The sequence below is a fragment of the Tessaracoccus palaemonis genome (genome assembly GCF_019316905.1).
GTDB lineage: Bacteria > Actinomycetota > Actinomycetes > Propionibacteriales > Propionibacteriaceae > Arachnia > Arachnia palaemonis.
The window spans coordinates 1,907,524-1,927,968 of sequence record NZ_CP079216.1 but is presented as its reverse complement, the minus strand read 5'-3'; the positions used below and the strand labels follow the sequence as shown (position 1 = coordinate 1,927,968).

At 64.7% G+C, this 20,445-nt stretch carries 11 protein-coding genes, 1 tRNA gene and 3 rRNA genes; 11 read left to right on the top strand and 4 right to left on the bottom strand.

The window, feature by feature from the left end; translation table 11 throughout:
• The first annotated feature begins 30 nt into the window (after positions 1 to 30).
• The 5 genes from hemC (at position 31) to KDB89_RS08745 (ending at position 4,526) form a co-directional block, all read left to right on the top strand.
• Complete coding sequence (gene hemC, locus KDB89_RS08765) at positions 31 to 1,710, top strand: hydroxymethylbilane synthase (protein ID WP_219080233.1); 1,680 nt, start codon at positions 31 to 33, stop codon at positions 1,708 to 1,710.
• Between the two features lie 120 nt (positions 1,711 to 1,830).
• Positions 1,831 to 1,903 (top strand) — tRNA-Ala (locus KDB89_RS08760).
• Positions 1,904 to 2,044: 141 nt separating this feature from the next.
• Positions 2,045 to 3,304: an APC family permease gene (locus tag KDB89_RS08755; protein WP_219080231.1), complete on the top strand. Its 1,260-nt coding sequence runs from the start codon at positions 2,045 to 2,047 to the stop codon at positions 3,302 to 3,304.
• Between the two features lie 74 nt (positions 3,305 to 3,378).
• The gene (locus KDB89_RS08750) at positions 3,379 to 3,810 is read left to right on the top strand and encodes a DUF6153 family protein (protein WP_219080229.1); all 432 of its coding nucleotides are present in this window, start codon (positions 3,379 to 3,381) and stop codon (positions 3,808 to 3,810) included.
• 107 nt (positions 3,811 to 3,917) lie between these two features.
• Positions 3,918 to 4,526, top strand: coding sequence for a CueP family metal-binding protein (locus tag KDB89_RS08745; protein WP_219080227.1), 609 nt, complete (start codon positions 3,918 to 3,920; stop codon positions 4,524 to 4,526).
• 80 nt (positions 4,527 to 4,606) lie between these two features.
• Here the strand turns inward: KDB89_RS08745 and KDB89_RS08740 are convergent, their stop codons facing one another.
• A complete protein-coding gene (locus tag KDB89_RS08740) occupies positions 4,607 to 5,557 on the bottom strand; it encodes a 2-hydroxyacid dehydrogenase (protein ID WP_219080225.1) in 951 nt (316 codons plus the stop codon).
• 175 nt (positions 5,558 to 5,732) lie between these two features.
• Between KDB89_RS08740 and arr the strand changes: the two genes are divergently transcribed.
• Positions 5,733 to 6,143, top strand: coding sequence for an NAD(+)--rifampin ADP-ribosyltransferase (gene arr / locus KDB89_RS08735; RefSeq protein WP_219080223.1), 411 nt, complete (start codon positions 5,733 to 5,735; stop codon positions 6,141 to 6,143).
• Positions 6,144 to 7,243: 1,100 nt separating this feature from the next.
• Here the strand turns inward: arr and arfA are convergent.
• Positions 7,244 to 8,755, bottom strand: a complete 1,512-nt coding sequence (gene arfA / locus KDB89_RS08730) for an arabinosylfuranosidase ArfA (protein WP_219080221.1) — start codon at positions 8,753 to 8,755, stop codon at positions 7,244 to 7,246.
• A gap of 112 nt (positions 8,756 to 8,867) precedes the next feature.
• Here arfA and KDB89_RS08725 point away from each other — a divergent pair, with 112 nt between their 5' ends.
• The 5 genes from KDB89_RS08725 (at position 8,868) to rrf (ending at position 17,274) form a co-directional block, all read left to right on the top strand.
• Positions 8,868 to 10,976: a glycoside hydrolase family 36 protein gene (locus KDB89_RS08725; protein ID WP_219080219.1), complete on the top strand. Its 2,109-nt coding sequence runs from the start codon at positions 8,868 to 8,870 to the stop codon at positions 10,974 to 10,976.
• Between the two features lie 247 nt (positions 10,977 to 11,223).
• A complete protein-coding gene (locus tag KDB89_RS08720) occupies positions 11,224 to 11,472 on the top strand; it encodes a hypothetical protein (RefSeq protein WP_219080218.1) in 249 nt (82 codons plus the stop codon).
• 612 nt (positions 11,473 to 12,084) lie between these two features.
• Positions 12,085 to 13,606 (top strand): 16S ribosomal RNA (locus KDB89_RS08715).
• Between the two features lie 326 nt (positions 13,607 to 13,932).
• Positions 13,933 to 17,039, top strand: a 23S ribosomal RNA gene (locus KDB89_RS08710).
• A 118-nt stretch (positions 17,040 to 17,157) separates the two neighbouring features.
• Positions 17,158 to 17,274, top strand: a 5S ribosomal RNA gene (rrf, locus tag KDB89_RS08705).
• Together the 16S, 23S and 5S rRNA genes form the textbook arrangement of a ribosomal RNA operon.
• A gap of 440 nt (positions 17,275 to 17,714) precedes the next feature.
• Here the strand turns inward: rrf and KDB89_RS08700 are convergent.
• Together KDB89_RS08700 and KDB89_RS08695 are read right to left on the bottom strand one after the other, a co-directional pair.
• Positions 17,715 to 18,458: a hypothetical protein gene (locus tag KDB89_RS08700; RefSeq protein ID WP_219080216.1), complete on the bottom strand. Its 744-nt coding sequence runs from the start codon at positions 18,456 to 18,458 to the stop codon at positions 17,715 to 17,717.
• A 585-nt stretch (positions 18,459 to 19,043) separates the two neighbouring features.
• Positions 19,044 to 20,375, bottom strand: coding sequence for a family 4 glycosyl hydrolase (locus KDB89_RS08695; RefSeq protein ID WP_219080214.1), 1,332 nt, complete (start codon positions 20,373 to 20,375; stop codon positions 19,044 to 19,046).
• Positions 20,376 to 20,445 lie beyond the last annotated feature (70 nt).

The following is a 20,445-nucleotide window of genomic DNA, read 5'->3' as shown; positions in this document are numbered from 1 at the left end:
GCCACAGGCGGCCTGAGGGAAGGAATCATTGTGAAGCTTCGGTTGGGTGTGCGCGGGTCGGCATTGGCGCTGGCACGTAGCGAGTACGTGGCGGGCAGGCTGCGCGACGCCGGACATGAGGTTGAGGTGGTGCAGGTCACCACCGAGGCGGCCGACGCGAGCCACATGGCCGACGGCTACTCCGTGCTGTCCTTCGCCGCAGAGCTCCGCGACGCGCTGCGTGACGGCAAGTGCGACGTGGTCGTCCACTCCCACAAGGATCTTCCGCTGAGCAACTACCCCGAGGATCTGACGATCGCCGCCGTCCCGAAGCGGGGCGACCACCGCGACGTGCTCGTCTCGCTGTCGGGACACCCGCTCGCCGCGCTGCCGCGCAAGTCCCGCGTCGGGGTCTCGGCCTTGCGCCGGATGGCCCAGGTCCGCGCGCTACGGCCCGACCTGACGTTCGTCGAGGTCGGGGGCACCGCAGAGGAGCGGTTCCGCCGCGTCGAACCGGGCGACCTCGACGCGATCGTCATCTCGGCCATCGCGGCCAAGTCGCTGGGCCACGAGGACCGCATCGCCGAGTACCTGCCCATCCTCCCCGCGCCGGGTCAGGGCGTGCTGGCGCTCGAATGCCCCAGGGATGCCGCCGACGTGATCGAGGCGCTGTCGGTCATCGACGACATCGAGACCCGCATCTGCGTGGAGGCCGAACGCGCCGTGCTGACGGGCCTCCACACGACCTACCTGGCGCCGGTCGGTGCGATCGCGTCGCGCCGCGGCGTGCTCGGCCTGAAGGCCGGCGTGTTCTCCGTCGACGGCACCAAGCGCGTCGTGCTGGAGATCGGCCTCCCGACCTCGCACCTGCACGCCGAGCGCACCGGCCACAACGTGGCGAACGCCCTCCTGCAGCGCCGCGCCGACCGTTTCATCGCGCCCGAGGTCCTCGCCAACGTCGACCTCAACGCGGAGCAGGTCGACCCCGAGTCGATGTTCGTGGAGAGCGCCGCCGACGACGATCGCGTCCGCGTGCTGCTGCCGCGACTGGAGGGCCGCCTCGCGACCTCGCTGCGCAGCAACGGGCTCCGCGTCGACTGCGTCACGATCCAGGAGGGAAAGCTCGTTGCGGCAGACAACCTGATGCGCGGCGCCGACTGGGTCGTCATCCCGTCGGGCCAGACCATGTGGGCACTGCGCGAGCGAGGCTGGGACATTCCCGACGGCGCGAAGGTCGCCGCGATGGGCACCACCACCCAGCAGATCGTCGAGGAGGCCGGCTACACGGTGACGCTGTGCCCCGAGGGCACGGCGAGCTCGCAGCGCCTCGTCGAGATGTTCCCACCCGCGGAGGGCGACCAGCGGGTTGTCATCCCCGGGCCCCGTCAGCTGTCCACCAAGCTGGAGCAGGGGCTGCGCGACAAGGGCTATGCCGTCGAGCGCAACGAGATCTACTCCATGGAGGACGTGGCCGAGATCGAACCGGAGCTGCGGGCCAAGTGGGACGCCGGAACCTGGGACGCGATCCTGCTGTCGCAGCCGTCGACGGCCGAGGCCTACATCAACGTCCTGGGCAACCGCGACGACGTCCTCGCGCTCGCCTGGGACGACGAGACCGCCTCCGTTCTCGAGGCCGCAGGGGTCCCCGTTTTCGAGACTGCGAAGTCCAAGGACGTCTACGGCGTCGCCGCCCTCGCCCGGGCCCTGAAAGGCAAGTTCAACAGGGAATGACAAGGACTTCTGCTGTGTCCCGGCGGTCACGGACCCCCGATTTGGCACCCTCCGCCGGGATGCGCTAAAGTCTTCCAAGTCGCCGGGAGGCGGCAGGAGAGTGATCCAGATCACAGGTCTGGGGGTATGGCGCAGTTGGTAGCGCGCTTCCATGGCATGGAAGAGGCCAGGGGTTCGAATCCCCTTACCTCCACCGACAGCAGAAGGCCCGCCGGAGACGGTGGGCCTTCTGCTTTTCCCCGACGGTGGCCTCGCGCATCCGGCCTGCGACCCGAGCGCTCGATCCAGAGCTTCCGGTCACCCGGCGTTCACTCAAGGGTGTCAGGATCGCCACATGAGTCAGTCACACCTCGCGAGACAACTCGGAACGGGTGACGCCGTCGTGATCGGTCTGTGCGCGATGATCGGAGCTGGCGTGTTCGTGGTCTTCGCTCCCGCGGCGCAGGCGGCGGGCGCCGATCTGCTCATCGGGTTGGTCATCGCGGCCGTCGTCGCGTTCTGCAATGCCGTCTCGGCGGCGCAGTTGGCCATTGCCTACCCTTCGTCGGGAGGCGCGTATCACTTCGGGCGGATCGTGCTCGGCCCCTGGTGGGGGTTCCTTGCTGGATGGGGATTCGTGATCGGGAAGACCGCCTCGTGTGCGGCGATGGCGATGACATTCGCCGCCCACGCCCTGCCCGAAGCCTCGTCGTGGTGGCACCGCCTCCTCGCCGCCGCTGCCGTTGTCACCCTGACGGCGGCCAACCTGCGGGGCATCCACAGAACGGCGTTGGTCGCGCGGGTGCTGCTCGGAGCCACGCTCCTGACATTGGGCATGGTGATCATCGTCTGCACGGCGGGCGAGGCAGGGAACCCCGATGCGTGGCGCTCGGGCGATCACGGGGGCCTTCCCGGGGTTCTCCAGGCCGCGGGCCTGTTCTTCTTCGCATTCGCCGGGTTCGCCCGGATGGCGACGCTCGCTGAGGAGGTCCGCCGCCCTCAGTTGCTGGGCCGTGCGATCCTCATTGCGCTGGGCATCGCGGTCACGGTCTACGCCCTTGTGGCGGTCAGCCTCATGCGGGTTCTTGGCGCCGGGCTTTCCGACGCCCTGACTCCGGCGGCGGTGGCCGCCGAGGCGACGGGTGGCACCTGGGCCGGAGTCGTCGTGCGGGTCGGAGCGATGGCAGCCTGCCTGGGGTCGCTGCTTGCGCTGCTCGCGGGGGTCAGTCGAACGGTGCTGGCGATGGCGCGAGAGCGGGACCTCCCCAGGGTTCTCGCATCCGTGGATACACGGCATCATGTCCCCGATCACGCACAGGTCGTGATCTCCGTGGGGATCATCGTGCTTGTGGCGCTGACCGACGTGCGCACCGCGATCGGTTTCAGTTCCTTCGGGGTGCTCGTCTATTACGCGGTCACGAACCTGGCGGCGCTGCGTCAGCCGCGGGAGGAGCGCCGCTGGCCCCGTGCGCTCAACGTCGTCGGCCTCGTGGCGTGCGTCGTGCTCGCGTTGTCGCTGCCGCCCGCTGCGGTGCTGATGGCGGCAGCCGTTGGGTGCATCGGCGTCGTGGGGCGTGTGGCCCACCAACGAGCCGGGGGCACGGCAGCGCAGTGAGCCGCTCGCGGCCGACGTTGTAGCCGGAGGGGCCGGTGGGTGGGTGCCTCTGTGCCAACAGCTAGGCTGAGGGCGTGACAGGGGATTCCTCGATGGCGGTGCGCGCGACCCGTCTGCTCAGGTGTCTGCTTCTCGGCGGGGCCGTCATCCTCGGACTACTCACCATGCATGGTCTGAACGCGCCTGAGGCGACGGCACTGCCCAACGGGCAGACGGTCCTCGGCTCGGAGTCGCCTGCGGGACCCATCACCGACGCCGAGACACACGTCGCCGTCCACTTCGACGGCGGGTCCGCCGGGGCGATCGACTGCGGGTCCGGAGCTGGCCTGACCACCGCCATGGCCTGCCTCCTCGCGCTGTTCCTGTTGCTCGGCACCCTTGGGTCGCCGCGTGAACTGCGCGAGTCGGTGGCGACGCGCTGGCGCCGGCTTCTGCGCGTGTCACGGCCGGAGCCGGTCCGGGCGGCGGTCCCTCGCCTGGAAGTCCTCTGCATCAGTCGAACCTGACGGGTGATCCTTGCCGAGTGCTGGAGCATCCGGCCCCGTCATTCACGCGTCTCCGCGGTCTGCCGCATGGCGCGCCAGGTTCACCCATGCTTATGAAGGACAATCCCATGACAACCTCCATCACACCCCGCAGGCGCACATTCATCGTTTCGGCTGCCCTCACCCTGCTTGTGACCGGTCTCGCAGTGAGCGGTTGCGCGGAGTCAGCGCCGGATGCGTCAAGCCAGCAGGCAGGCGACGGGCTCCTCGCCGACCATGACCTCGAGGGCCTCGACGCTGCGGCGATCATCGAGCGACTCGACACCATGCCCGTCGCGCAGCGCCCGACCGATCTGATGGCCTCGATCCGGCCGGACTCGTTGCTGCTCTCCGATGACGAGGGTCGCGAGGCGGAGCTACCCATGCCACGAGACGTCGTATACGTCTCGGTCGCGCCCTACCTCGATGAGACCCACGAGTGCTACTTCCACAGCCTGACGACCTGCACGGGTGAGCTCGCCAGCGCTGACATCTCGGTCACGCTCACCGACGACTCGGGAGATGTCCTCGTGGACGACGTGCTCACGACCTACGACAACGGTTTCGTCGGGCTCTGGATTCCTCGTGACCTGGAGGCGACGCTGACCGCAAGCTACGCGGGGCGCAGCGCCACCACGAGTGTCTCCACGCGCAGCGACGACGACGCGACCTGCATCACCACGCTGCACCTGATCTGAGCAGATCCCAGTGGTAGCTGGGGTATCCTGTATCCCATGCGGGTGTGCGGCGTCGGGCACCCGACGCCGCACATGCATGCTCAGGCGACGCGGTTGATGGGGCTGCCTGCGGCGAACGCCCGGATGTTGTCGCCGACCATCCGGACGAGGCGCTGCCTCGTCTCCAGGCCGCGCCACCCCATGTGCGGCGTGATGATGACGGTGTCCATGGAGTACAGCGGGCTGGAGTCGTCGAGCGGCTCGTTCTCCTGGACATCCAGGCCGGCGCCGGCGACGACGCCGTCGCGGATGGCCTCGATGAGCGCCTGCTCGTCGATCAGGGGCCCCCGGGCGGTGTTGATGACGTAGGCGGAGGGCTTCATCAGCGCGAGGGTGTGCGCGTTCACGAGATGCCTCGTCTGCTCGTTCAGAGGGCAGTTGAGCGAGAGGAAGTCGCTGCGCCGGAACACCTCCTCCTGGGTGGTGAAGTGCACGCCGTCGGCGTCCTCACGCGGGGTGCGGGTGGCGACGATCACCTGCATGCCGAGAGCCTGGGCGACGGTGATCATCTGCCTGGCGATGTTGCCGTAGCCGATGACCCCCAGCGTCTTGCCGTTGACCTCGACGTGGTCGACCATCAGGTGCCGGTGGAAGTTGTCGTGGTTGCCGTCGGCCAGCATCCGGATCTGCTTCTGCAGCGAGCTGGCCAGGCTGAGGATCAGGAGGATCGCGGTGTGTGCGACGCGTTCGCTGCTGTAGGCGGGGATGTTGCAGACAGCGATGCCCTTCTCCCGCGCGGCCTCGAGGTCGAGGTTGTTGTATCCGGTGCCCGCCTCGCAGATCATCTTCACGCTGTCCGGGAACTGCCGGATGATCTCCCCGCTGACCCGCATCTCCTTGGTGACGACGACGTCGAAGCCCGCCACCCGCTCCAGGACCAGCTCCTCGGGGGTCTCGTCGTAGATGACGACCTCGTCGGCGATCCGGTCGTATCCGGCCAGGCCGTCGTAGTTCACGAGTGCGGCGTTCAGCACCACGGTCCGGTAGGTCAAGATTTCGTCTCCTTGTGAGGGCGGTGGGTCTGCTCGCCTCTGAGGCCCCGCGTCGCCAGCGACTCTACCGCCAGTTGTCCGGCCGGTTCCCTGAGCCCATCGAAGGGCGCCGGGCGCAGCGAGGCGACGGTCCTCATCGGGACGTCGACGCACCGGCGGCAGTAGAGTCGGGGCCGTGACAGGCGCACTGGACGAGGGACCGTTCTTCCACGGCACGAGGGCCGAGCTGCGGGTCGGGGAACTTCTGACCGCGGGGTTCGCGTCCAACTACCGGCCGGAGGTGGTGATGAACCACATCTACTTCACTGCGCTGCCCGATGGCGCCGGGCTGGCGGCCGAGATCGCGGCCCTGGGCGACGGCGCGCCGCACGTCTACGAGGTCGAGCCGACGGGGGACTTCGAGAACGACCCGAACGTCACGGACAGGAAGTTCCCCGGGAACCCGACGCGTTCGTACCGGAGCAGGGAGCCGCTGCGCGTCGTCCGCGAGGTCGAGGACTGGACCAGGCTGAGCCCGGAGGCGCTGCAGGCCTGGGAGGATCGCCTGTCGGTGCTACGCCAGCAGCGGGCCGAGATCATCAACTGAGCGCGGGGCTGCCCTGCGGGGCACGCTTGATGCCCCACGGGGCGCCGCCGTCAGGAACAGAGAACCGGAGGAGGATCGATGGGGTTGAGCGACGCAGACCCGGCCCTGTGCGGCTTCGCTCAGCTGCCCGGAGAACCCGACCTGGAGCGCGATGAGGCCGTCAGCTCGGTCGTTGAGCGCCTGGTGGAATGCGTTGCCCTTGCTGTCAGTGAGATGGGCCACCGGCCGACCGTTCTTCTCAGCAGGCGACGCTTTGGAATCCGGATCGATGATCTGGGGCTGCGCGTCAACCTGGGAGCGCTGATCGCTGAGTCACTCGGGCATCCGGAGATGGCGTGGCCGGGCCTCATCGAATCGTGGCTCGAGTACGTTGGACCTGCCAGGCGACGGGGCGAAGGTGAACGCCTCACGCCCTCCCACATCCGTTGGGCGGTCAGGACACGGTTCATGCCGGACGATGCTTATGCCGCGAACAATCTCAGGTACGCGCGGCCCTTCGTGAAGGGGCTTCTTCTTGCATTGGTCCTCGAGGAGCAGGGACATCAGGACCTGTTCACCTCGGGTGTCACCGACACGACGCTTGGGCAGCTTCAGGTCGATCGCGACTCGCTATGCGTCATGGGTCAGGCCAACACGGATCGTACGGAGACGGCGTACTCCACGATCCGCGAGTTCGAAGGGGTGAAGGTGCTGCTGGGGCGGGGAACGTCAACACCGGCCAAAGCCGCAGACATGCGGAGGCTCCTCGAGCGCCTCGGGGAGACCGCTCCCCACGGCGTGCACTTCAGCGTGCCGAACCAGAATGCACTCGCCTTCTCCATCCCCACCAGCGGAGGGCATGGCAGCAGCGACTCAATGGTGCAGTTCACTGCGCTGCTGGTGAGCGAGACGGACCCGGTGGCGAACGGTCCGGTGCTGAGTGAACGCATCTACCACTGGAACCCTTCTGGCCGCATTCGCGCCGTCTATGGGCCCGGCGGTGAGGCGTCTTCCCGCGCCGCTGATCGACGGTTTGGCTGGGTGGCCCTCAACGGATGGTCTAGCCATCGAGCGCCCGGTGACTCTCTGCCGGGCGCTCGCGTTGTGGTGGGTGGTTGGACTCAGAACTCCAGCCGGATCGCTGCCCAGGAGACCGGAGGCAACTGCGCGGAGACCATCGGGTCGACAGCGACCTCCAGCGACTTCGGGGCGACGCGCTCCGGATCGGGCAGTGTGTTGGCGGCCGTCAGGTCCTCGTCGGCGATCACGTGGGCCTCGGCGAGGCTCAGCGTGCGGCTCCCGGCGAGCTGGCTGAGGTCGACGTCGAGGTCGAAGGCGTCGGTCAGGGACCGGTTCACCACGAACAGGGAGACGCCCCCGTCGTCGAGCGTGGCGACGGCGTTGACGGTCGGGACGTCCGCGTCGGCCTTGCGGGAGAAGACCGAGGGGCAGGTGACGTCGACCGGGATCGACTCGCCGGCGGTGAGCCGCGAGGTGATCGAGAACGGGAAGAAGGTCGTCTGGCGCCAGGTGGGGCCGCCGGGCTCGGTCATGATCGGGGCGATCACGTTGACCAGCTGGGCCAGCGACGCCGAGCGGACCCGGTCGGAGTGACGAAGGAGCGTGATGAGGAGGTCGCCGACGACGACGGCGTCCTTGACGTTGTAGGTGTCCTCCAACAGGCGCGGCGCCGTCGGCCACACGTCGACGGGGATCTTGCCCTCGATCTTCTGCCACTCGGTGAGATACCAGACGTTCCACTCGTCGAACGAGATCATGATCTGCTTGTCGGACTTGTGCTTCGCCGCGGCGGCGTCGCACACGGCGACGACCTGCTTGATGAAGAGGTCCATGTCGGCGGCCGAGGTCAGGAACTCCTGCGTGTCGCCGTCGATCTCCTCGTAGTAGGCGTGGCAGGAGATGAAGTCGAGGTCGTCGAAGGCGTGCTCGAGGACGGTCTCCTCCCACTTCCCGAAGGTCGGCATGGCGCGCGACGACGAGCCGCAGGCGACGAACTCCAGGGAGTTGTCGAGCATCTTCATGGCCTTGGCGGTCTGCGACGCGATCTTGGCGTAGTCCTCGGCCGAGCGGTGCCCGACCTGCCAGGGGCCGTCCATCTCGTTGCCCAGGCACCACATCGTGATGCCGAAGGGGTCGGGGTGTCCGTTGGCGGCGCGCTGGCGGGTGCGGGCCGTCGGGTTGGGGACGTTGCAGTACTCCAGCAGCGCGAGGGCCTCCGCGACGCCGCGGGTGCCGAGGTTGACGGCCATCATCATGTCCGAGGCGACGGCGTCGCACCAGTGGGCGAACTCGTGGAGGCCGACCTGGTTGGTCTCTGTGGTGTGCCAGGCGAGGTCGAGTCGCTCGGGACGCTGGTCGCGCGGCCCGACGCCGTCCTCCCAGTTGTAGCCGGAGACGAAGTTGCCCCCGGGGTAGCGGATGGTGCTGACGCCGAGCTCCTTCACGAGCTCGATCACGTCGGTGCGGAAGCCGTTCTCATCCGCGGAGGGGTGGCCGGGCTCGAAGATCCCGTCGTAGATGTGGCGGCCGAGGTGCTCGACGAAGCCGCCGAAGATGCGTCGGTCGATCTGGCCGAGGGAGCGTTGGGGGTCCACCGTTGCCGAGACGTTCACAGTTCGTCCTTGTCTGTGGTCGGTTGGTTTGTTGTGAGGTGAGTCTATCTAGAATGTGACCGTTCAGATTCCTGGGACGACGGTACGGCGATGTGCGAGGAGGATGCGCGACATGTTCGAGCTGGCCTGGGGCGAGGATGACTCGCCGCTGTACCTCACCGACGACGCCGGGCCGGTGCGCCTGGCGCTCACGCAGCGGCGGTTCGCTCCCGACTCGGGGCCGGTCCACACGATCGCGCTGGTGGAGGTGCTGGCCGTCGGGTACGGCCGCTCGCCGAACAGCATGCGCGCCAGTCGGACGGTCATCGGCGACCGACTCCGGTACGTCGGCCACGAGACGGCCAGCGTCGGCGAGGTCCGGACGCTGCTCGTGCGGCAGGTCGATGAACGTTCTGGCCTGTCGGCGGTCACGTCGGTGACGCACACCGTCGGACAGCGGGCGTACCGGTTCGCCACGACGCTCACCAACGGTGGCGAGGAGCGGCTGCACATCCAGCAGGTCACGTCCGCGGCGGTCACCGGGCTGACCGGGTTCCTCGGGGAGCGGTCCGAGCTTGACCTCTGGAGGGCGAGCAACGAATGGTGCGGTGAGAGCCGCTGGTTCGCCACCGGCCTCGGAGGAGCGGCCGGCCTGGCCGACATCGATGCCCGCGCCCATGGGCACTTCACACGCGGCGCCTTGTCGTCGGTCGGACGGTCGACCTGGTCGTGCGACGGGGCGCTGCCTGTCGCGGTGCTCGAGAACCGCACGTCGGGTCGTGCCGTGGCCTGGCAGATCGAGAACAACGGACCCTGGCGGTGGGGGCTGGAGACGCTGTTCGAGGACGGCGACGCGCTCGGCCTGGCGCTGCTCGGACCCACCGACCTCGACCACTCGTGGCTGATCGACCTCCGGCCGGGGGAGGCCTTCACGACGGTGCCGGCTTCGGTTGTCCTGTCGGACAGCGGGCTCGAGGGGGCGATCGGCGAGCTGACGCGGCACCGTCGGTCGTCGCATCTCGGCGTGGAGGCCGACGCGTACCGGCCGCTGGTCTTCAACGACTACATGAACGCGCTCATGGGTGACCCGACAACCGAGAAGCTGATTCCGCTGATCGACGCGGCCGCCGAGGTGGGCGCCGGGTACTTCTGCATCGACGCAGGCTGGTACGACGACGGTGGTGACTGGTGGCCAAGCGTCGGCGCCTGGGAACCGTCCACCGTCCGGTTCGGGGAACTCGGCCTCGTCGGCGTGCTTGACCGCATCCGTGCGAAGGGTATGAGCCCGGGCCTCTGGGTGGAGCCTGAGGTTGTCGGCGTGCGGTCGCCCGTCGCCCACCAGCTTCCCGAGGAAGCCTTCATGCACAGGGGTGGCGCGCGCATCGTCGAGCACGACCGCTACTTCCTCGACTTCCGCAGCCAGGCCGCGCGCGACCATCTCGACGGCGTCTTCGAGCGCCTCATCGGCGAGTACGGCGCGACGTATTTCAAATGGGACTACAACGTCACCCCGGGCACGGGGCCGGACACCGAGGCATCATCTCCGGGAGCCGGACTCCTCGACCACACCCGAGCACTGCTGGCGTGGGTGGAGGAACTTCGCGCTCGACACCCGGACATCATCCTCGAGGCATGCTCGTCGGGCGCCCAACGAATGGATCCCGCGACTCTGGCGCACTTCGACCTGCAGTCCACCAGCGACCAGCAGGAGTCCCTGCTGTACCCACCCATCGCGGCGGCGGCTCCGATGGCGATGCCTCCCGAGTTCGCAGGCAACTGGGCCTACCCCCAGCCGGAATGGACGCTCGAGCAGGTGGCCTTCACGCTGGTGACCGGCCTGTCGGGCCGCCTGTATCTGTCCGGACATCTCGACAGGCTCGATCAGGAGCAGCTGTCCCTCGTGCGGGAGGCAACGGCCGTCTACCCGGAGGTGATGGCTCATCATGCGCGGGCGCTGCCACGGTGGCCGATCGGTCTCCCGGGCTGGGACGACGGTCAGGTCGCCGTCGCGGGCGTCGACGCAGCCGGTGCCGTTGTCTTCGTCTGGAACCGGGACGAGGCCGCTGCCGAACTGGAACTCGCGTTCCCCGACCTCGTCGGCCAGGACGTCGACGTGAGGTGCCTGTTCCCGACGTCGTTGCCCCCGTGGCAGACGCGCTGGAGGCCAGAGCACGGGAAGATGACGGTGGACCTTGCGGGCGCAGGCGCTTCGGCGAGGATCCTCAGGCTGACCAGGCGGTGACCGGACGGGCCCGCACGCCATGACCCGATCGACGCTCTGGCGGGTGACCCGGTCGGACGCCCAACAGGTGAGGCGTGCGGACGGAACCCCACCGTTTCCCCCGGCTCCTTGCCCGCCTCGCGTCCCGCGCGCCCTCTCCCGAAAATCGTTCAGTGGTCGATTCTCCTCGGTCTGGTCACGAGAACCGCGCAAAGCCCTGACGGAGATGGCCAGGACGGGTGCTGGATCGGAGTGGCATCGTTGGACCATGAACGAGACCCGCTACACCTACACCGCCACTGACGACAGCACCTTCTCCGGCACCGCCGCAGAACTTGGAGGACAGCTGGCCGACTGGCACGGCGTCACCGACGACAACCCCGGGCCCTGGCTGATCCTGGGCGAGGATGGGGACACAGCTCCGCGCGAGTGCACCCGCGACGAGCTTGTCGAGTGGATCAGCGAGGTGGAGGAGCGCCCCGAGGACCAGGTTCACGAGGCGCTGATCGAGGACTGAGTCCCTGAAAGCGGCGAAGTCGGGGCTGGGCGGGCTGACAAGGCCCTTGGCCGGACGCCCTGGCAAGCCGGCCGACCCCACGCCCGATTTGCCTTCCTGCCGGAGTCGGGGTAGTGTTCTCCGAGTTGCCACGGCAGCAGCAAGACAACGGCGCAAGGCGAGAAGATCCCGGATTTGACCGGGGAGAACGAGCTGAGTAAGGTTGATCGAGTTGCCGAAAGGCGGCTAACAACTCGATACGATCTGGTCGAAATGCTGGTTTGACAGTGTGGAGATTTGGGGAGTAGGGTTGGTGGAGTTGCCCCGGGGTTGATTCGGACAAGGTTTTTGTCTGGGTTGGCGCGGTGTGTACCCGAAACTTGAGAACTCAACAGCGTGCTTTAAGTCAATGCCAATTTTATTGATGCACCAAGCAATGTGGCCTCTTTGGGGGTTGTGTTGTTTGTCGCGTTTTTACCCCGTCGGCATGGCCCTTTGTGGTTGTGTCGCGGTTTTTTCTTTGAGATTGATTGATTGATTCAGCCAGTTTTGGTTGTTTCTGTTTGTCAGTGTCTTCTTTTTGTTGACAGTGTTTTCCTGCTGGCCTGGTGGTTGGTGGGTGCTGAAATGTTTTCAACGGAGAGTTTGATCCTGGCTCAGGACGAACGCTGGCGGCGTGCTTAACACATGCAAGTCGAACGGTAAGGCCCTTTCGGGGGTACACGAGTGGCGAACGGGTGAGTAACACGTGAGTAACCTGCCCTTGACTCTGGGATAACATCTGGAAACAGGTGCTAATACTGGATATTCTGCGATGCCTGCATGGGTGTTGTTGGAAAGCTCCGGCGGTCAGGGATGGACTCGCGGCCTATCAGCTTGTTGGTGAGGTAGTGGCTCACCAAGGCTTCGACGGGTAGCCGGACTGAGAGGTTGACCGGCCACATTGGGACTGAGATACGGCCCAAACTCCTACGGGAGGCAGCAGTGGGGAATATTGCACAATGGACGCAAGTCTGATGCAGCAACGCCGCGTGCGGGATGACGGCCTTCGGGTTGTAAACCGCTTTCATCCATGACGAAGCGAGAGTGACGGTAGTGGGAGAAGAAGCACCGGCTAACTACGTGCCAGCAGCCGCGGTGATACGTAGGGTGCGAGCGTTGTCCGGATTTATTGGGCGTAAAGAGCTTGTAGGCGGTTTGTTGCGTCGGGAGTGAAAACTCAGGGCTTAACCCTGAGCCTGCTTTCGATACGGGCAGACTTGAGGAAGGTAGGGGAGAATGGAATTCCTGGTGAAGCGGTGGAATGCGTAGATATCAGGAGGAACACCAGTGGCGAAGGCGGTTCTCTGGACCTTTCCTGACGCTGAGAAGCGAAAGCGTGGGGAGCAAACAGGCTTAGATACCCTGGTAGTCCACGCCGTAAACGGTGGGTACTAGGTGTGGGGGACATTCCACGTTCTCCGTGCCGCAGCTAACGCATTAAGTACCCCGCCTGGGGAGTACGGCCGCAAGGCTAAAACTCAAAGGAATTGACGGGGCCCCGCACAAGCGGCGGAGCATGCGGATTAATTCGATGCAACGCGAAGAACCTTACCTGGGTTTGACATATGCCGGAAACATCTAGAGATAGGTGCCCCTTTTTGGTCGGTATACAGGTGGTGCATGGCTGTCGTCAGCTCGTGTCGTGAGATGTTGGGTTAAGTCCCGCAACGAGCGCAACCCTCGTCCTATGTTGCCAGCGGGTCATGCCGGGGACTCATAGGAGACCGCCGGGGTCAACTCGGAGGAAGGTGGGGATGACGTCAAGTCATCATGCCCCTTATGTCCAGGGCTTCACGCATGCTACAATGGCCGGTACAAAGAGCTGCGAGCCTGTGAGGGTGAGCGAATCTCAAAAAGCCGGTCTCAGTTCGGATTGGGGTCTGCAACTCGACCCCATGAAGTCGGAGTCGCTAGTAATCGCAGATCAGCAACGCTGCGGTGAATACGTTCCCGGGGCTTGTACACACCGCCCGTCAAGTCATGAAAGTCGGTAACACCCGAAGCCGGTGGCCTAACCCCTTGTGGGAGGGAGCTGTCGAAGGTGGGACCGGTAATTAGGACTAAGTCGTAACAAGGTAGCCGTACCGGAAGGTGCGGCTGGATCACCTCCTTTCTAAGGAGCTTTTGGCAGGCCGGCCCGTGTGGTTGGCTTGTTTATTCACTTCAGTTCCGGGGCGTGTGTTCCCGGCTGGAGGGTTCTGGTTGGTGGAACATTGACTGAGAGTCGTCCCCCGCGAGTACAACCTGGTTTCGGCTGGGAGTGGGAAGTGGTGGGGTGGCTTGTTTGCACGTTGTTGGGTCCTGAAGGGTCGGTTGCCTGTTGGTGGCGCCTTCTTGCGGACTGCTTGCCGGCCTGGTCACTTGTTGGTGGCTGGTTGGTGGTGGGCTCGCTCGTTTTTTGAGAATTTCACAGTGGACGCGAGCATCTTTGTAGATTATTGACAAGCTACTAAGTGCGATCGGTGGATGCCTTGGCACCAAGAGCCGATGAAGGACGTTGTAACCTGCGATAAGCCTCGGGGAGTTGGTAAACAAGCTTTGATCCGAGGATGTCCGAATAGGGAAACCTTGAAATACCGGAGTCATGTCCGGCGACCTCTGCCTGAATGTATAGGGCAGTTGGAGGGAACGGGGGGAAGTGAAACATCTCAGTACCCTCAGGAAGAGAAAACAATAGTGATTCCGTGAGTAGTGGCGAGCGAAAGCGGAAGAGGCCAAACCTCAGTTGTGTGATAGCTGACAGGCGTTGCAGCTGGGGGGTTGTGGGGTCTCTCGGGCCGTGCTGTTGAACGGTCGAAGAGTTAGAAATGGTTAGTGAAGTTGAAGTGTGCTGCGAAGGCCACAGCAGAGAAGGTAATACTCCTGTAGACGTAAGCTTTCCACTCTTGAGAGTGTCCCCAAGTAGGGCGGAACCCCTGAAATTCCGCTTGAATCTGGCAGGACCATCTGCTAAGCCTAAATACTCCTTGGTGACCGATAGCGGACAAGTACCGTGAGGGAAAGGTGAAAAGTACCCCGGGAGGGGAGTGAAATAGTACCTGAAACCGATCGCATACAATCCGTCGGAGCCCTTCGGGGTGACGGCGTGCCTTTTGAAGAATGAGCCTGCGAGTTAGTGGTACGTGGCGAGGTTAACCCGTGTGGGGTAGCCGTAGCGAAAGCGAGTCCTAATAGGGCGTTTGAGTCGCGTGCTCTAGACCCGAAGCGGAGTGATCTATCCATGGCCAGGTTGAAGCGACGGTAAGACGTCGTGGAGGACCGAACTCACTTGGGTTGAAAACCGAGGAGATGAGCTGTGGATAGGGGTGAAAGGCCAATCAAACTCCGTGATAGCTGGTTCTCCCCGAAATGCATTTAGGTGCAGCGTCGCATGTTTCTTACCGGAGGTAGAGCACTGAATGGTCTAGGGGGCCCAACAGCTTACCGAAATCAGTCAAACTCCGAATGCCGGTAAGTGAGAGTGCGGCAGTGAGACAGTGGGGGATAAGCTTCATTGTCGAGAGGGAAACAGCCCAGATCATCAGCTAAGGCCCCTAAGCGGTAACTAAGTGGAAAAGGATGTGGAGTTGCGGAGACAACCAGGAGGTTGGCTTGGAAGCAGCCACCCTTGAAAGAGTGCGTAATAGCTCACTGGTCAAGTGATTCTGCGCCGACAATTTAGCGGGGCTCAAGTTATCCGCCGAAGCTATGGCATTCAAACGTATAGGCCGTAAGGTTGTTTGGATGGGTAGGGGAGCGTCGTGTGCGCGTTGAAGCGGCGGGGTGACCCAGTCGTGGAGAGCACACGAGTGAGAATGCAGGCATGAGTAGCGAATGACGGGTGAGAAACCCGTCCGCCGAATATCCAAGGGTTCCAGGGTCAAGCTAATCTGCCCTGGGTTAGTCGGGACCTAAGGCGAGGCCGACAGGCGTAGTCGATGGACAACGGGTTGATATTCCCGTGACCGGCGAAATATCGCCCCTGCCGAGGTGAGTGATGCTAAGCATGCAAGACACTTCTCCTGATGGCCTTCGGGTTGTCGGGGTTGTGTTGAGTCTGTGATCCGATCTCATAGTAGGCAAGCTGCGGAGGGACGCAGGAAGGTAGCTCCTCCCGGGTATGGCTATACCGGGTCAAGTGTGTAGGGTGAGACGTAGGCAAATCCGCGTCTCATTGAGCCTGAGACATGATGTGTCCACACCTTTTGGTGTGGTTGGAGTGATCCTATGCTGCCTAGAAAAGCTTCGTGAGCGAGATATGAGCCGCCCGTACCCTAAACCGACACAGGTGGATAGGTAGAGAATACCAAGGCGATCGAGATAATCGTGGTGAAGGAACTCGGCAAAATACCCCCGTAACTTCGGGATAAGGGGGACCTGATACGTAGTAGAACTTGCTTCGAAAGCGTTGAGGGTCGCAGAGACCAGGCCCAAGCGACTGTTTACTAAAAACACAGGTCCGTGCCAAGTCGAAAGACGATGTATACGGACTGACTCCTGCCCGGTGCTGGAAGGTTAAGGGGAAGGGTCAACACTTCGGTGTGAAGCCTTGAACTTAAGCCCCAGTAAACGGCGGTGGTAACTATAACCATCCTAAGGTAGCGAAATTCCTTGTCGGGTAAGTTCCGACCTGCACGAATGGAGTAACGATTTGGGCGCTGTCTCCACCACGAACTCGGCGAAATTGCATTACGAGTAAAGATGCTCGTTACGCGCAGCAGGACGGAAAGACCCCGGGACCTTTACTATAGTTTGGTATTGGTGATCGGTGTGACTTGTGTAGGATAGGTGGGAGACTGTGAAGCCCGGACGCCAGTTCGGGTGGAGTCATCGTTGAAATACCACTCTGGTCACTCTGGTTATCTAACCTAGGTCCATTATCTGGATCAGGGACAGTGCCTGATGGGTAGTTTGACTGGGGCGGTCGCCTCCTAAAAGGTAACGGAGGCGCCCAAAGGTTCCCTCAGCCTGGTTGGCAATCAGGTTTCGAGTGTAAGTGCACAAGGGAGCTTGACTGCGAGAGAGACATCTCGAGCAGGGACGAAAGTCGGGACTAGTGATCTTCTGGTGGCACATGGAAGCGCCAGGACTCAACGGATAAAAGGTACCCCGGGGATAACAGGCTGATCTTGCCCGAGCGTCCATAGCGACGGCATGGTTTGGCACCTCGATGTCGGCTCGTCGCATCCTGGGGCTGGAGTCGGTCCCAAGGGTTGGGCTGTTCGCCCATTAAAGCGGCACGCGAGCTGGGTTTAGAACGTCGTGAGACAGTTCGGTCCCTATCCGCTGCGCGCGTAGGAGTCTTGAGAAGAGCTGTCCTTAGTACGAGAGGACCGGGACGGACTAACCTCTGGTGTGCCAGTTGTTCCACCAGGAGCACGGCTGGTTGGCTACGTTGGGAAGTGATAACCGCTGAAAGCATCTAAGCGGGAAGCACGCTTCAAGATGAGGGCTCCCACAGAATAATCTGGTAAGGCCCCCTGTAGACCACAGGGTTGATAGGTCGGACGTGGAAGCACAGTAATGTGTGGAGCTGACCGATACTAATAGGCCGAGGGCTTGTCTTCTACAAAGATGCTACGCGTCCACTGTGTAATGTCTCGAACAACGATCGAGACAACCCCCGCACCACAACCCTCGGGTTTGTGGCCGGCAGGGTTGTTCGTGATACAGTTCAATAAATGTTTCGGTGGTCATAGCGAGAAGGAAACACCCGGTCCCATCCCGAACCCGGAAGTTAAGCTTCTCAGCGCCGATGGTACTGCAGCGGGGATGCTGTGGGAGACTAGGACGCCGCCGGACCAACACTTACAAGAGAGAGCACCCACCCCCACCAGGGGTCGGGTGCTCTCTCTTTTTTCATCCCCCGACGCACAACACCCCCCGGGAACGAACGCGGAAAAGTGGGCAGTGCCCGCTTCTGGCCGGTCCCGGCACGAAAACCGCACACCACCCCCGCCTCCTCGGCCGCCGTCACGCACCTCCGGCCGCGTGCGTGCGCCGAGCCTCCTGACAGCTGGGGAAAGTGGTACGCGCGGAGGTGGCGGGGCGTCCCTCCGCAATGAGGACGCTGGGCCCGTCGCCCATCACTGGACCATCGGGCGATAGGTGAGCAGATCGTCCTGCCCACCGAGCATGTCAACGTCAACATCACCAGATTCGGTGATGACAAGTGTGTCGTGCTCATCGACCCCAACTGAAATGCGGGAGGCGGCCGTCGGCGGGCGAGGGGATCGGGGACTCTAGTTCGGCAACTGGCGCCAACCGTCGAGATCGTGGATGGCGATGCCGTCGAAAGTGGCTTCTTCACCGATGGTCGAGGTGACGGCGTTCAGCTCGCGCTCCATGGCCCGCCGCCCCTCCTGGAAGAAGGTCACATGCGCTCCCTCGCGTGATGCCCTTGTCTCGACGCCGAGTCTGTAGTGACGGCCGAGCATGGTGAGGATCGCACGTGCCTCTTCGGCCGCGTTCAGGATTGCCGACGCACGGTCGCGGTAGGCCAACACCGTCACGGCATCGGCCTCCGCAGCTACCTGCCTGAAGGCCGGCCCATGCCGGACGGCGATCCAGCTCGGAAGGTCGATTTCGGTGGGAAGTCCGGTCCGGGCGCGGAGGAAAGCGGTGAGCTTGGCCAACCTCGCGAGATATGTCACCTCATGTCCCGGCCACGACCGACTTGTCCACGGCTCCACATCCAGATGCACCGCGCAGAAGGCGTATCCCGCGAGGCGCCGTGCCCACTCGGCGGCGAGGCTCGGCCGGGAGGCCCACTCTGGGGAGCCGCCGAGAGCGGAGACCCTGACACCCCGTCGGGTCAGGGCTTCGAGGGTATCCAGGACAGCGGGAGTGGGACCGACCCACGGAATGGCGAGAAAGACCTCACCCACACCGTGCACCGTCGTGAAGTTCGTGACCTGTCGCGGTTCCAGTCCTGTGCGCCACAGCCACGTCGCGCGCAGCGTGGCAGCGGTCCCGGCGCCATCCATGATTCCCAACCTAGTCTCGGCGCCCGCTGGTTGGGCGGGCGTCGTGCGGTTTTCGAGGCTGGACCCGGGAGAAGTGGGCAGTGGTCGATTCTCGGGGTGGGTAAGCGTTGGCGCGTGGCGGGCATCGTGCGGTTTTCGGGGGCGGACCGGGGAGAAGCGGGCGGTGGTCGATTTTCGAGGATCGCGCGCACCGACTTGTGGTGGACAACCGGTCGGCCGCGCGCGTGGATCTGTCGGTGTTACGAGCGAGCGGCGGGTGTGACCTGACCGCTGCCTACCGAGGCGGGCGTCGGGGGCGCCTACGGAGGCGGGCATCGGGGCGCCAACGGAGGCGGGCATCGGGGGCGCCAACGGAGGCGGTCGTCGGGGGCGCCGAGCGAGGCGGGTGTCGGGGTTGCCAACGGTGGCGGGGCGCTGGGGTCGGCCCAGGAATCGATGCGTCGGGAGGCGCGACGGTGCGGGCGGGAGTGGTTGGTCGGGACGGAGTTGGGTGAGTGGCCGGTCGTCGGTGCTCGGGGAGGTCAGTCGAAGACCGACGCGACCTCTGGATCGTCGTCGCCCGGTTGTGTGCCGCCGGCGGGGAGGTCAGTCGAACAGAGAGGCGATCTCAGGATGGGCGGCGGTGTAGCCGGTCAGGAGCTTGGCGCCCAGGGCGGGGGAGTTCACGAGGGGGTGGATGCTGAAGCCTTCCCAGGCGCGGTCCCGCGAGCCAGTGAGCGCCGCGTCCATGATGGCCGCCTCCGAGGCGCGGAGGGTCGCCAGCCGGCCCAGCTGATCGAGCGCGAGCGGTGCCACCTGCTGCGGGTGGGGACCGTCCGCGTCGACGATGCACGGAACCTCGACGACGACGTCGTCCGGCAGCGCGTCGCTGACCCGACCCCATGCGTGGGCGTTGCCGACGTCGAGGATCATGCGCTCCCGGCTGCCCGTCGCGATCGCGGTCATCAGGCGCAGCGCCACCTCCTGATACCCGCCCCCCGCGACGTCCTCCTCGCGACGGTCCTCGTCGCGGGCCTCGGCCATGTAGGTCTCCTCGCGGTTGCGGAGCGCGGAGCGCCAGGTCTCCAGCGGCGAGTCGGCGCAGCAGGCGGCCTCGTAGAACCGTCCCTGCGTCGCGTGGAGGAACTCGCCGCGGGTCTGCCCGCCGTCGAGGATGCTGGCCACGGCCTCCTGGGTGTGCAGGTAGTAGTAGAGGTACTCGTTCGGCAGGGCCCCGGTCGCGCGGACCCAGTCCTTGCCGATCAGCCGCGCCTCCTCGATCTGGTCGAGCGCCGCATCGTCGGCGAGGATCCCGCCGAGCCTATCGACCCCGTCGATCCGGACGGAACGGAGCCAGCCGAGGTGGTTGAGTCCGATGTAGTCGTAGTCCACGCGTGCCTCTTCGGTCTGCAGGTCGACGCCCAGGAGGCGCGAGACCCGCTTCACCAGGCCGATCGGGGTGTCGCAGATGCCGACGACCCGGTCGCCGAGCACGCGGCGCATCGCCTGCGTCACGATGCCGGCCGGATTGGTGAAGTTGATCGTCCAGGCATCCGGTGCGACGCGGGCGATCGTTTCCGCCACCTGGTTCATGACGGGGATGGTGCGCAGGGCGTACGCGAGGCCGCCGGGCCCGATCGTCTCCTGGCCGAGGAGACCGAGGCCGAGCGCGACCCGCTCGTCCGCGATCCGCCCGGCGGTCCCGCCGACGCGAATGGCGGCGAACACGAAGTCCGCGCCGGTCAGGGACCGGGCGAGGTCGGCGCTGATCGTGAGCCGCGGGCCGGCTGGCAGCTGCCTGATGATCCGTTCGATGGTGCGGAGCCGGTCGGTCGAGGAGTCGTACAGCGTCACCTCGTCGATGAGTGGGCTGCCCGTGAGCGCTCCATAGACGAGGGGCACGCGGAATCCTCCGCCGCCAAGGATGACCAGCTTCACTTCTCTTCCTCCACGTCGACGTCCCGCCAAGGGTATCGCCGCACTCATCGACGTGCGCAGCAGAGCCGCC